Below are 12,835 nucleotides of genomic sequence, written 5' to 3' on the forward strand. Positions count from 1 at the left end.
GGCTCCACGGACCTCGTTTGACGATCTTGCGCCGGCCCCGGGTCAGTCTGGTCCGGGTCGATCCGGTTTGCATAAAGCGCGCCCCGACGATAGGGAAGCATCAGCCAGGGGGGACAAGCCCGTGATGGATGACACCGATCTTCCGGACGACGTGACGCTGACCGAAACCGGCCTGGCGGCCCAGGGGCAGGGGCGGGTGTTGCTGCTGGCCTGCGGGGCGCTGGCGCGCGAGATCCTCGCGTTGAAGGCCGTGAATAGCTGGGACCATCTCGACCTGCGCTGCCTGCCCGCGAAACTCCATCTGTGGCCCGACCGGATCCCGGATGCGGTCGAGGCGGCCGTGCGCGAGGCGCGGGCGGAGTATGATCGGATCTTCGTCGTCTATGCCGATTGCGGCACGGGAGGCGCGCTGGCGACGCGCTGCAAGGCGCTTGGGGTCGAAATGGTGCCGGGGCCGCATTGCTACGCCTTCTTCGACGGCAACGAGACCTTCGCCGCGCGCGGTGACGAGGAAATGCGCGCCTTCTACCTGACCGACTTCCTGGTCCGGCAATTCGACGCCTTCGTCTGGCAGCCGATGGGACTCGACCGTCATCCGGAACTGCGGGACATGATCTTCGGCAATTACGAGCGGCTGGTCTACCTGGCCCAGACCCGCGACCCGGCGCTGGTCGAAAAGGCGCGGGAGGCGGCTGCGCGGCTGGGCCTCGATTTCGAGATGCGCTTTACCGGCTATGGCGATCTGGCCACGGCCATTCGCGGCGCCGCGACCGACGATCAGATGTAGTCGGCGCGCACGAGCCCGTATTTCGCCATCTTCTCGTTCAGCGTTCGGCGGGGCAGGGCCAGCTCCTCCATCACCGCCGCGACAGAGCCGCGGTTGCGGCGGAGCGCGTTGTCGATCAGCATCTTCTCGAAGGCCTCGACATGCTCGCGCAGGGGCTTTTCCACCAGCACATGCGGGCCCGACACGCTGCCCGCGCGCTCGCCCTCGTCCAGCAGGCCCGACAGGCTTTCCTCGCCCCGGCGCTTGTTCAGCACCGCGCGCTCGGCCACGTTCATCAGCTGGCGGATGTTGCCGGGCCAGGGCGCCTGGATCAGGCGGGCCGCGTCCTCGGCCGACAGCTCGGGCGGTTCGCAGCCGTAATCCTCGGCAAACTGGGCGCAGAAGCGGTTGAAGAGAATGAGGATATCCTCGCCCCGCTCGCGCAGGGCGGGGGTCGAGAGATGCAGCGCCGCGACGCGGTAGAACAGATCCTCGCGCATCCCCTCGGGGGGCGTCTCGGTCGAGGTGATCTGGCTGGAGATCGCGATGATGTGCAGGTTGCGCGGCGCCTGTTCGACATCCGCCGTCTCGGGGCGGCTGAGTTCCGTCACCAGCCGCGCCTGCGTCGACTCGGGCAGGCTTTCGATGTTCTCAAGCGTCAGCGTCCCGCCGTCGGCGGCCTCGATCGCGGGGCGCTTGCCCGGTCCCTCGACCGGGCCGAACAGAACCTTGTCAATTTCTTCAGGGGCATAGGCCGCACAGTTGACGTAGACATAGGGCTTGCCCTTGCGCGGGCTACAGGCATGTAGCGCGTGGGCGATCAGCGACTTCCCGGTCCCCGTCTCGCCGGTGATCAGCACATGGCCGTCGGCCTGCGCCATGTCGAGGATCGTCTCGCGCAGCTTCTCGATCACCGCCGAGGATCCGACCAGCTTGCGCAGAAGCATGGTGCCGTCAGACATCTCGCGCCGCAGGTTGCGGTTGTCGAGGGTCAGGCGGCGGGTGACGGCCGCGCGCTTGACCATCTCGGCCAGGCGCTCGGGATCGAAGGGCTTCTCGATGAAGTCGTACGCCCCGCCGCGCATCGCCTCGACCGCCAGCGACACGTCGCCATGCCCGGTGATCAGGATGACGGGCAGCGACGAATCCATCTGCTGAAGGCGCTTCAGAAGCATCATGCCATCGACCCCGGGCATGCGGATGTCGGAGATTACGACGCCAGGGAAATCCGCGCGGATCTGCTTGAGCGCGTTCTCGCCCGAGTCGTAGGCGACCGCCTCGAAGCCCGAAAGCGTCAGCCACTGCGCGATGGATCCCCGCATGTCGGCTTCGTCGTCGATGATCGCGACAAGGGTCTTGCTGGCCATGATTTTCGCTTACTCCGCAGCCTTCATTGCGTCTTCCTTTGCACGCGGCAGCTGAAGTTCGAAGACGGCGCCCTTGGGGCGGGCATTTCTGGCAAGAAGGCGCCCACCCAACTCGTTGGCGATCCCGGCCGAAATGGCAAGACCGAGCCCCACGCCCTCGCCGGGCTTCTTGGTGGTGTAGAACGGCTCGAACAGGGCTTCGGGATCCTCGATCCCGTGGCCGTTGTCGCGCACCGACAGCGACACCTGCTGGCCCTGCACGAGAAGAATGTCGATCATCGGGTCGGGTTCCTCGGACACCGCGTCAAGCGCGTTCCTGAGCAGGTTGACGATGATCTGGTCCAGCCGCACCGGGTCTGCGCGCACCATGACCGGGACGTTCGGCATGGTCTTGCGCAACTCTACCCGGGTGTGGCCCAGTTGCGGCGCCATCATCGACAGGCTGCCGTCGACGGCATCGCGCAGGTCCACCAGCGTCAGCGAATCCGCGCCCTTGCGGGCGTAGGATTTCATCTGCCGGGTGATCGCACCCATCCGCTCGATCAGGTCGTCGATGCGGTGGAAGGATGTCAGCGCCTCGTCCACCCGCTTGCGCTGGAGAAGCAGCCGGGCGCCGGCCAGATAGGTGCGCATCGCGGCAAGCGGCTGGTTCAGCTCGTGGCTGACGGCCGCCGACATCTGGCCGATGGCGGCCAGTTTCGACGCCTGCTCAAGGCTTTGCTCGGCGACCTCGAGATGGCGCTCGACCTTCTGGCGCTGCTCGATCTCTTCGCTGAGCCGGGCGTTCAGCTGGCGCAGCTGGTCCGACTCCTCTGCGATCAGCCGCGACTGGCGCTGCAACCGCTTGTTGGCGAGGAACAGGAACAGCGTCAGCAGCAGCGCAAGGCCGGTCAGCTCCAGCGCGAGGATGCCGTTCACCTGCGTGCGAACGTCGGTCAGCGTCGAGAAATAGGTCAGCCGCCAGCCGCGGAACCCGGTCCGGATCTCGGTCCTGAGCAGCGGCACACCGTCGAGATAGACATACGGGTTGTCTTCCGCCCTGTTGCGCGGCGGACCAAAGGCCAGCCCCAGCCCGCTGGGCGGTGGCTCTGACGCCAGCACGTTCGTCAGCGTATTGTGCCGCCAGCTTGAGATGGATGTCAGGATGACCGTATCGGCGCTGTCGGTGACCGCCACCATGTCGTTGCGGTTGCGCCAGCTGGTTTCCACCTGGCGCATGTCCACCTCGACCACGATCACGCCCAGCGTGGTGTTCCCGCTCACGACGCGGCGCGAATAGTAGAAGCCGTGCGCGCCCCCGTCATCCGCGGATCCGGTCACCGTGAAGATGGTGCGCGGCTCGCGCAGGGCCTGGGTCACGAAGGTCTGGTCCGCCTTGAGTGCCCCCAGATTGCGCCGGTCAGAGGCGGCGACGACACGCCCCTCGATATCCACCAGCGACAGCGAGGCGACGCGGATATCCTCTGCCACCTCGATCAGCCTTTGCGAGGTGTTGGCGTACTCCCTGCTTTGCAGTGCCGTGATGAAGGCCGGGTCGCGCGCCAGCAGCAGCGGCACCAGCGACTGCTGGCGCAGAAGCGTGACCATGTTGGCCGAATAGAGCGCCGCGCGCAGTTGCGCATCGGCGCGCTGGTCCTCGGAAAAGCGCTGGGTCAGGAAGTGGTTGGTCGCCACCATCAGCGCGATGCCGAAGATCATGAAAGCCGCGATGCCCGCCCGCATCCAGGGCGACATGTTGGTGTTCAGGATCGTCGGGCGCGGCTGGTCGGTCATTGCCCGAGGCTATGCCAGAGCGGGAGGCGCGGCAAGCTCAGGCCACGCGTTCCAGCGCGGCCGCGAGCCCGGCGAACAGCGCCTTTCCGTCGGTGCCCCCCAGCGCCGGATCGGCGGCGCGTTCGGGATGGGGCATCATGCCCAGAACGCGACGGTTGCCCGACAGGATGCCGGCAATGTCCGCGGTCGCGCCGTTGGGGTTCTCGACATAGGTGAAGGCGATGCGATCCTCGCCCTTCAGCCGGGCCAGGGTGTCGGCATCGGCGATGTAGTTGCCGTCGTGATGCGCGACCGGATAGGCCACGATCTGCCCGGTCTCGTAGCCGCGGGTAAAGGCGCTGTCGCCGGTCTCGACCCGCAGGTGCACGGTCCGGCAGATGAACTTCAGGCCCGCGTTGCGCATCAGCGCGCCGGGCAGAAGCCCCGCCTCGATCAGCACCTGGAAGCCGTTGCACACGCCCAGCACATGCCCGCCGGCATGGGCGAAGTCCGCCACCGCGCGCATCACCGGCGCCTTGGCCGCGATGGCGCCGCAGCGCAGGTAGTCGCCGAAGGAAAACCCGCCCGGAATGGCGATCAGGTCCAGCCCCCGGGGCAGGGCGGCGTCCTTGTGCCAGATCATCGCGGGCTTCTGGCCCGTCGCCTGTTCGATGGCGACCGCCATGTCGCGATCGCAGTTCGATCCCGGAAAGACGATGACCCCCGCCTTCATTCCGCCAGCACCTCGATCCGGTAATCCTCGATCACAGTATTGGCGAGCAGCTTCTCGCACATCTGCGCGACTTCGGCCTCGGCGGCCTTGGGGTCGGTGGCGGACAGGGTCAGGTCGATCAGCTTGCCCTGGCGCACGCCCTGGACGCCCGCGAAACCCAGCGTCCCCAGCGCGTGGCGCACCGCTTCGCCCTGGGGGTCGAGGACGCCGTTCCTGAGTGTCACATAGACGCGCGCCCGCATGGCCGTCTCCTTCTTCACTGAACCAGTTTCGGGCCCTTCACGGTCCCGTTGCTGCGCGGCAGCACGCCCAGCCGGCGGGCCACCTCGGTATAGGCATCGGCCAGGTTGCCGAGATCGCGGCGGAACACGTCCTTGTCCAGCTTCTGCCCTGTCTCGATATCCCACAGCCGGCAGCTGTCGGGCGATATCTCGTCGGCGATCACCAGACGCTGGAAATCGCCCTCGAAGATGCGGCCGATCTCGATCTTGAAGTCCACCAGCTTGATGCCGACCCCGTACATCACGCCCGACAGGTAGTCGTTCACCCGCAACGCCAGCGCGATCATGTCGTCGATGTCCTGCTGGCTGGCCCAGTTGAAGGCGATGATGTGCTCTTCGGTGACCAGCGGATCGCCCAGCTTGTCGTCCTTCAGGTAGAATTCGATGATCGGGCGGGGCAGGGGCGTCCCCTCCTCGATGCCCAGCCGCTTGGCCATGGAACCGGCCGCGACATTTCGCACCACCACCTCGAGCGGGATGATCTCGACCATCCGCACCAGCTGCTCGCGCATGTTGATGCGCTTGATGAAATGCGTGGGCACACCCATCTGGTTCAGCCCGGTCATGAAGAACTCGGACAGGCGGTTGTTCAGGACGCCCTTGCCCTCGATCACGCCCTTCTTCTGCGCGTTGAAGGCGGTGGCATCGTCCTTGAAGTATTGAATCAGTGTATCGGGCTCGGGCCCCTCGTAGAGGATCTTGGCCTTGCCCTCATAGATCATGCGTCGGCGCGCCATGGCGATTGCTCCGATCCCTTGGGTTGGCCGATGCTATATGGGGTGCGGCCGGAAGCTACAAGGATTCTCGCGTCCGGGACTTGTGAGACGGGCCACCGGTCGCATAGGTATCAGATCGACGCATACCCCATGCTGGAGGACAGGATGACCACCTTCGACGATCGCGAACAGGCCTTCGAGAAGAAATACGCCCATGACGCCGAGATGCAGTTCAGGGCCGAGGCCCGCCGCAACAAGCTGCTTGGCCTGTGGGCGGCCGAGCTGCTGGGCAAGACCGGCGCCGATGCCGATGCCTATGCCCGCGAGGTGATCAAGTCCGATTTCCAGGAAGCCGGCGACGAGGACGTGTTCCGCAAGCTGTCGGGCGATCTGGGCGACATCGCGACCGAGGCCGAGATACGCACCAAGATGATCACGCTGCTGGCGCTCGCCAAGGAGCAGATCATGACCGAGGCCGGGAACTGAGCCGCCAGAAGGAAAAGGGCGGGTTCCGCAATCCGCAGAACCTGCCCACCAGGACCTGCGCCGCCTGCGGGCGCCCGTTCACCTGGCGCAGGAAATGGGCGCGCGACTGGGACCAGGTCAAGTTCTGTTCCGACCGTTGCCGCAAGGGCGGGGCGAAAGCCTAGAGCAACGCCTCGATCGCGCCCGAAAGCTGGGCGCTTTCGGGGCGAACCGATGACGGGAAATCCCCGACGATCCGCCCCTCGCCATCGAGCAGGATCTTGTGGAAGTTCCAGCGCGGGGTCACGCCCTGTTCGGCCGCCCAGCGGTAGAAGGGGTGCGCATCGCCGCCGCGCACGCGCGTTATCTCGGTCATCGGCAGGGTCAGGCCGAAATTGACCTCGCAGAATTCCTTGACCTCGGCCCCGGTCGCAAGCTCCTGCCCGCCGAAATCGTCGGAAGGCACCGCCAGCACCAGCACACGGCCGCCGAAGCCCTCGTGCAGGGCCTGAAGCCCGTCATACTGGTCGGTAAAGCCGCAGCGCGAGGCGGTGTTCACGACCAGCACCGGCTTTCCGCGATGGGCGGTCAGGTCGATCTGTCCGCCGTCTATGCTGGAAAAGCGGAAACCGTCATCGGCCATGGCTGCCGTTCCTGTCCAGAATACGATCCCAAGGGCAAGCGCCGCGCGACGTGTGAACATGCATCCCTCCTGTTTTCGGAGGATATACGTCGCGCGGGGCGCTTTGGTTTCAGTCCGGCTTCACGCCGCGCCGAAAACCCGGGCGAAGATCGTGTCCACATGCTTGGTGTGATAGCCAAGGTCGAACTTTTCCTCGATCTCGGCCTCGCTCATCGCGCGGCGCACATCCGGGTCGGCCTTCAGCTCTTCCATGAAGTCCTTGCCCTGTTCCCAGACCTTCATCGCGTTGCGCTGGACCAGGGTGTAGGCGTCCTCGCGGCTGACGCCCTTCTGGGTCAGCGCCAGCAGGACGCGCTGCGAATGCACCAGGCCGCGGAACTTGTTCATGTTCTTCAGCATGTTGTCGGGATAGATCACCAGCTTGTCGATCACCTGCGTCAGCCGCGCCAGCGCGAAATCCAGCGTCACGGTGGTGTCGGGGCCGATGTTGCGCTCCACGCTGGAGTGGGAGATGTCGCGCTCGTGCCAGAGCGCCACGTTCTCCATCGCGGGCACCACCGCCATGCGCACGAGCCGCGCAAGACCCGTCAGGTTCTCGGTCAGGACCGGGTTGCGCTTGTGGGGCATCGCGCTCGACCCTTTCTGGCCGGGCGAGAAATATTCCTCAGCCTCCAGCACCTCGGTGCGCTGGAGATGCCGGATCTCGATGGCGATGTTCTCGATCGAGGACGCGATCACGCCCAGCGTGGCGAAGAACATCGCGTGCCGGTCACGCGGGATCACCTGCGTGGAAACCGGCTCGGGGGTAAGCCCCATCTTCTCGCAGACATGCGCCTCGACCGCCGGGTCGATATTGGCGAATGTCCCGACCGCGCCCGAAATGGCGCCCGTCGCCACCTCGGCCCGCGCTGCCACCAGACGCGCGCGGTTGCGGTCCATCTCGGCGTGGAAGCGGGCGAATTTCAGGCCCATCGTCACGGGTTCCGCATGGATGCCGTGGCTGCGGCCGATGCAGACGGTGTCCTTGTGTTCCATCGCGCGGCGCTTGAGGGCCGCGAGCAGCCCGTCCATGTCCGCGAGCAGGATGTCGGCCGCGCGCACCAGCTGCACGTTGAAGGTGGTGTCGAGCACGTCCGACGAGGTCATGCCCTGGTGGACGAAGCGCGCCTCCTCGTTGCCGATGAGCTCGGCCAGGTGGGTGAGAAAGGCGATCACGTCGTGCTTGGTCACGCGCTCGATCTCGTCGATGCGGTCCACGTCGAAGGTCGCGTCCTTCGCCTTCCACACCGCCGCGGCGCTTTCCTTCGGGATCACGCCCAGCGCCGCCTGCGCGTCGCAGGCATGGGCCTCGATCTCGTACCAGATGCGGAATTTCGTCTCGGGCGACCAGATGGCGACCATCTCGGGGCGGGAATAGCGCGGGATCATGTGTCTCTCTCGGGGCCGGTTGTCTGAGGATTGGCGCCCTCATAGACTGCACCCGACCAGGCGGCAAGGGAGCGGTCCGTGGAAGGTTCGCCGGATCTGTGGGATTTCGCGGGCGACTGGCGGCTTTCGCGCCGGATCGACGATCGCCGCGCGGGCACGGCCGCGACCTTCGAGGGCAGGGCGGTCTTTGCGCCAGATGGCGACGGGCTCGCCTATGTGGAGACGGGAACGCTGCACTTGCCGGGCCAGCCACCGCTGGAGGGCAGCCGGCGCTACCAGTGGCGGCCGGGCATTCATGTACATTTCGAGGATGGCCGCTTCTTCCACGCGATCCCGCCGCAAGACCTGCGCCCCGAGGCGTCGCATGACTGCGCGCCGGACCTCTACCATGTGTCCTACGACTTCTCTGACTGGCCCGTCTGGCGCGCGGAATGGCGGGTTCAGGGGCCGCGAAAGGACTACACCCTCGTCTCGGACTACACGCCCGAAAGGTGATTTCGCCTTGCGTGAACGGGGTACCGGGTGCAAAACATCCCGAAACGCAATCGAAGAGGAACCGAGATGGCGACTGCGATGACCGACAAGGTGCTGGCGGACCTGGGCCCCGATCAGGGCACGGCGCTGTGGATCAAGCGGGTGGCGCTGGTGGTGCTGGGCGTGGCGCTGCTGGCCGCGACGGCAAAGATCAAGGTGATGATCCCGCCCTCGCCGGTGCCGATCACGATGACGACCTTCGCGGTGCTGACCATCGGGGCGGCCTATGGCGCGCGGCTCGGGTTCGCCACTGTGTTCGGCTACCTGGCGCTGGGCGCCATGGGCTACGACGTCTTCGCCTCGTCCTCGGCGACGGCGAACGGCATCGCCTACATGGGTGGCAGCACCGGCGGCTACCTGCTGGGCTACCTGCTGGCGACCGCCGCGATCGGTGCGCTGGCGCGGCGCGGCTGGGACCGGAGCGTTGGCGGCATGGCGCTGGCGATGCTGGTCGGCACCGCGCTGATCTATGTGCCGGGCGTCGCCTGGCTGGGCATGCTCTATGGCTGGGACCAGCCGATCCTGGCCTGGGGCCTGACGCCGTTCCTGATCGGGGATGCGATGAAGCTGGCGCTGGCCGCGCTGATCCTGCCGCTGGTCTGGAAGCTGGTGGGCGACGCGCGGACCTGAGCCCCGCCTCTGGCAAGAGAGATCGGACGGGCGCCCCTGCGGCGCCCGTTTCCGTTTCTTCAGGGCACCAGCCCCCACTGGTCGTGGTGGTGTTCGTCCATCGGGTGCCGGCGCACGCCGGTCACGCGCTCTGTGTGGTGCCAGGCCAGCTGACGCCAGTAGGGCTGGATGATCGTCCCGTCGGCAACGAGGATCCCCTCCAGTTCGGCCATGACCGCGCGGCGGGCATCGGGATCGACCAGGCCCAGCGCCAGCCGCAGCAGCTGGTCGAAATGCGGATCGGCAAAGCCGGTCTCGTTCCACATGCCGGTGCTGGCATAGCCAAGCGCAAGCGTCTGCACGCCGAGGGGGCGCATGTTCCAGCCGGTGCAGGAAAACCCGTGGCTCTGCCAGCTGCTCCAGAAATCGTCGCCATGCAGGATGGTGCGCCGCACCTGGATGCCCGCGTCGCGCAGTTGGGCTGCGATGGCATCTGCACTCGCCCGGTTCCAGTCGTCGTCGATCGAGACCAGCTCGTGTTCGTACTCCTCCAGCCCCGCCTCGCGGATCAGGGCAAGCGCCGCGTCGGGATCGGGCTCGGGGCGACCGATATCCGCATAATCGGGGTTCATCGGCGCGACGTGGTGGTTCTCGCCCACCGCGCCCAGGTCGGCATAGCCCAGTTCCAGGATGACGGCGTTGTCCACCGCCAGTTGCAGCGCCCGGCGCACCCGGGCATCGGCATAGACCGGCGCGGTGCGGCGGTTGGTGCGACACACCAGCGTCGCACCCGACAGCACGTCCTGCCGGATCAGTCCCAGGTCGTCGAACATCTGGACGAAGGCACCGGTGCTGTCATGGATCATGTCGATGCGCGCCTCGACGACGGCGCGGGCGAAATCGGACGGGTCGGTGCCCAGATCGACATACTCGATCCGCTCCACCGCCACCTCGCCGCCCCACCAGCCGTCGCGGCGGACCAGCACGGCCCCCTCGCCGGGCAGGATCGCGTCGAGCGTGTAGGGGCCGGTGCCGACCGGGTTCAGCGCGATGTTGGCGCCCTGGGCGTCGAAGTCGCGATGCACGATCAGCGCGGGGTAGTCGGCCATGCCCGGGATCAGCGTCACGTCCGGATCGACGAGCGTCAGTTCCACCGTCAGCGGATCGGGCGACGCGATGGCGCCCTCGCGCGCCTGTCCCGTCGCCGGGTCGATCAGCGAGGCCATGCGGTTCGTCATCGAATTGCCGGGAACGGTGGTGTCGCACCAGCGCCTCAGGTTGGCCACCACATCCTCGGCGGTGAAGGGATCGCCGTTCGACCATGTCACGTCGGGCCGCAGGCGCAGGACGTAGTGCCGGGCATCGTCCGACACCTCCCAGTCGCTGAGAAGCCAGGGCTCCAGCGTGAAATCGGCGGTGTAGCGCACCAGGTTCTCAAGCAAGCCGCGGGCGATGTTGCCCTTCTCGGACCAGTCGAAAAGCCGCGGATCGTCCACCGGAAACACCCGCATCTGGCAGCGCAGGATGCCGGGGGCGGGCAGGGGCGGGGCCTCCTGCGCGCGGGCGGGGGCGGGCAGGCCAAGCGCCATGTGCGCGGCCGGTCCGCTCAGGCCAAGGGCTGTCGCAAGGGTCAGGAACTCGCGCCGGTCCATCCGCCCCGTGCGTGCCGCCCGGGCCAGGGGCGCGATGGCGGGATGCGGCGGTCTTCCGTCTTTCGTTCCGGCCATCCTGCCCTGTCCCCCGTGGCTTTCTGTTAGGCCCCACCCTAGACCAGTCACGCCGCAACCCGCAACGCGTGCGGGCGGCGTGTCGGCGGGAAACCGGGGGCAAAGCGGCAATGTTACCAAAACTTGTCTGGAATTCCCGGCCGGTATCCTTAACCTTGTCGGCGACATTTGACCGACAGGAATGGAAAGACGCATGACCAGCCCCGAGACCGACCGCATCCTTGCCCGCATGATCGAGGCTGCCCGCCGCCGAAGGCTGGGCCGGCGCGGCTTCATGCAGGGCGCGCTTGCGACCGGGATGGGCGTGGGCGCGGCCACCGGGCTGTGGACCGGGCAGGTCATGGCGCAGACGCCGAAACGCGGTGGCATCTTTCGCGTGGGCATCAACGACGGCAATACCGGCGACCAGCTCGATCCCGGCCTGATCCAGTCCATCTTCGAGATCCAGATCTCTCATTGCCACCGCAGCTGGCTGACCGAGATCACCGACACCAACCAGCTTGGCCCCGACCTTGCTACCGGCTGGTCGGCGGCCGAGGGTGCCGCCGAATGGCGGTTCGAGCTGGCGCGCGACGTGACCTTTCACAGCGGTCGGGCGCTGACGGCGGCTGACGTGGTGGCCTCGCTCAATCACCACCGGGGGGCGCAGAGCACTTCGGCGGCAGCATCGCTGCTGGCGGATGTGACGGATGTCCGGGCGGATGGCGATCACGCCGTCATCATCACGCTGGCCGCGGGCAATGCCGATCTGCCCTATCTGCTGTCGGACTACCATATCCAGATCTGCCCCGCGAACGAGGATGGCAGCATCGACTGGCAGTCGGGCGACGGGACCGGGCCCTACCGGATCGTCAGCTACGAGCCGGGCGTCGGCGCCGAACTCGAGCGTCACGAGGGCTGGCATCGCGAGGGGGCCTGGTTCGACGGCATCCGCCTGACGGTGCTGAACGACCCCAACGCGCGGCAGACGGCGCTGGTCACCGGCGAGGTGGACGCCATCGCCACCGTGGATCTGAAGACCGTCGGCCTGTTGCAGAACGCGCCCGGCATCCAGATCGACGACGTGGCCTCGGGCGCGCATGTGACGATGCCGATGTTCTGCGACGTGGCGCCCTTCGACAATCTCGACGTGCGGCTGGCGATGAAATACGCCATCAACCGCGAGGAACTGATCGAGAAGATCCTGTTCGGCTACGGCTCGCTGGGCAACGACCACCCGATCGCGCCCTCGCTGCCCTACTGGGCGGACCTGCCGCAGCGCGAATACGACCCCGAGCGGGCGCGCTTTCACATGGACCGGGCCGGGCTTGGGCCGATCACGGTCGACCTGTCCACCACCGACAGCGTGCTGGCCGGGGGCGTCGATCTCTGCGTGCTGTTCGCCGAGCAGGCCAGAGCCGCCGGCATCACGATCAACGTCGTGCGCGAGCCGGCCGACGGCTACTGGTCGAACGTGTGGCTGAAGAAGCCCTTCAGCCTGATTTCCTGGGGCGCGCGGCCGACGCCGGACGTGATGTTCTCGCTGGCCTACAAGGCCGATGCCGCCTGGAACGAGAGCCACTGGCAGAACGAGCGCTTCAACGAGTTGCTGGCGCTCGCCAAGGCCGAGCTGGACGACACGAAGCGCGCCGAGATGTATGCCGAGATGCAGCTTCTCTGCCGGGACGATGGCGGGACCATCGTGCCCTTCTTCCAGAACCGGGTGATGGCGCGGCGCGACAATGTCATGCACGGGCCGAACATCGCCTCGAACTGGGAAATGGACGGCGCGCGCGCCTATCACCGCTGGTGGTTCGCCTGATCCTGAGGGGCGC

The 12,835-nt window shown here is 66.8% G+C and carries 14 protein-coding genes; 6 read left to right on the plus strand and 8 right to left on the minus strand.

All coding sequences use genetic code 11. The features are described 5' to 3' along the window. Positions 1–124 precede the first annotated feature (124 nt). Positions 125–787, plus strand: coding sequence for a DUF1638 domain-containing protein (locus tag HMH01_RS09210; RefSeq protein WP_171324525.1), 663 nt, complete (start codon positions 125–127; stop codon positions 785–787). Here the strand turns inward: HMH01_RS09210 and HMH01_RS09215 are convergent. The 5 genes from HMH01_RS09215 to purC are packed head-to-tail and all read right to left on the minus strand — an operon-like array spanning position 778 to position 5,636. After that, a complete protein-coding gene (locus HMH01_RS09215) occupies positions 778–2,133 on the minus strand; it encodes a sigma-54-dependent transcriptional regulator (RefSeq protein ID WP_171324527.1) in 1,356 nt (451 codons plus the stop codon). The two genes, HMH01_RS09210 and HMH01_RS09215, sit on opposite strands and share 10 nt — an antisense overlap. 9 nt (positions 2,134–2,142) lie before the next feature. Beyond that, positions 2,143–3,906: a sensor histidine kinase gene (locus HMH01_RS09220; protein ID WP_171324529.1), complete on the minus strand. Its 1,764-nt coding sequence runs from the start codon at positions 3,904–3,906 to the stop codon at positions 2,143–2,145. A 37-nt stretch (positions 3,907–3,943) separates the two neighbouring features. Beyond that, positions 3,944–4,618 (minus strand): phosphoribosylformylglycinamidine synthase subunit PurQ, encoded by a 675-nt coding sequence (gene purQ / locus HMH01_RS09225; protein WP_171324531.1) that lies wholly within the window; start codon positions 4,616–4,618, stop codon positions 3,944–3,946. After that, on the minus strand, positions 4,615–4,860 hold the full coding sequence (purS, locus tag HMH01_RS09230; RefSeq protein WP_171324534.1) for a phosphoribosylformylglycinamidine synthase subunit PurS: 246 nt from the start codon (positions 4,858–4,860) through the stop codon (positions 4,615–4,617). The genes purQ and purS overlap by 4 nt, the downstream gene beginning before the upstream one ends. 14 nt (positions 4,861–4,874) lie before the next feature. Further along, positions 4,875–5,636 carry a phosphoribosylaminoimidazolesuccinocarboxamide synthase gene (purC, locus tag HMH01_RS09235; protein WP_171324536.1) on the minus strand — a complete coding sequence of 254 codons (762 nt, stop codon included), beginning with the start codon at positions 5,634–5,636 and terminating at the stop codon, positions 4,875–4,877. A 144-nt stretch (positions 5,637–5,780) separates the two neighbouring features. Here purC and HMH01_RS09240 point away from each other — a divergent pair, with 144 nt between their 5' ends. Beyond that, positions 5,781–6,101, plus strand: coding sequence for a DUF1476 domain-containing protein (locus HMH01_RS09240; protein ID WP_171324538.1), 321 nt, complete (start codon positions 5,781–5,783; stop codon positions 6,099–6,101). Between the two features lie 41 nt (positions 6,102–6,142). Then, the gene (locus HMH01_RS09245) at positions 6,143–6,265 is read left to right on the plus strand and encodes a DUF2256 domain-containing protein (protein ID WP_343035242.1); all 123 of its coding nucleotides are present in this window, start codon (positions 6,143–6,145) and stop codon (positions 6,263–6,265) included. Here the strand turns inward: HMH01_RS09245 and HMH01_RS09250 are convergent. Beyond that, a complete protein-coding gene (locus HMH01_RS09250) occupies positions 6,262–6,783 on the minus strand; it encodes a glutathione peroxidase (RefSeq protein ID WP_171324540.1) in 522 nt (173 codons plus the stop codon). The two genes, HMH01_RS09245 and HMH01_RS09250, sit on opposite strands and share 4 nt — an antisense overlap. Positions 6,784–6,843: 60 nt before the next feature. Beyond that, on the minus strand, positions 6,844–8,151 hold the full coding sequence (gene purB / locus HMH01_RS09255) for an adenylosuccinate lyase (RefSeq protein ID WP_171324542.1): 1,308 nt from the start codon (positions 8,149–8,151) through the stop codon (positions 6,844–6,846). 78 nt (positions 8,152–8,229) lie between these two features. Here purB and HMH01_RS09260 point away from each other — a divergent pair, with 78 nt between their 5' ends. Both HMH01_RS09260 and HMH01_RS09265 read left to right on the plus strand, forming a co-directional pair. Continuing rightward, positions 8,230–8,646 carry a DUF6314 family protein gene (locus HMH01_RS09260; RefSeq protein ID WP_171324544.1) on the plus strand — a complete coding sequence of 139 codons (417 nt, stop codon included), beginning with the start codon at positions 8,230–8,232 and terminating at the stop codon, positions 8,644–8,646. Between the two features lie 66 nt (positions 8,647–8,712). Continuing rightward, the gene (locus HMH01_RS09265) at positions 8,713–9,315 is read left to right on the plus strand and encodes a biotin transporter BioY (protein WP_171324546.1); all 603 of its coding nucleotides are present in this window, start codon (positions 8,713–8,715) and stop codon (positions 9,313–9,315) included. 59 nt (positions 9,316–9,374) lie between these two features. Here the strand turns inward: HMH01_RS09265 and HMH01_RS09270 are convergent, their stop codons facing one another. Beyond that, positions 9,375–11,021 carry an ABC transporter substrate-binding protein gene (locus tag HMH01_RS09270; RefSeq protein ID WP_171324548.1) on the minus strand — a complete coding sequence of 549 codons (1,647 nt, stop codon included), beginning with the start codon at positions 11,019–11,021 and terminating at the stop codon, positions 9,375–9,377. Between the two features lie 193 nt (positions 11,022–11,214). Between HMH01_RS09270 and HMH01_RS09275 the strand changes: the two genes are divergently transcribed. Next, positions 11,215–12,822 (plus strand): ABC transporter substrate-binding protein, encoded by a 1,608-nt coding sequence (locus HMH01_RS09275; RefSeq protein ID WP_171324550.1) that lies wholly within the window; start codon positions 11,215–11,217, stop codon positions 12,820–12,822. The last annotated feature ends 13 nt before the right edge of the window (positions 12,823–12,835 follow it).

Origin of the sequence: Halovulum dunhuangense (assembly GCF_013093415.1) — a bacterium.
Classification (GTDB): Bacteria; Pseudomonadota; Alphaproteobacteria; order Rhodobacterales; family Rhodobacteraceae; genus Halovulum; species Halovulum dunhuangense.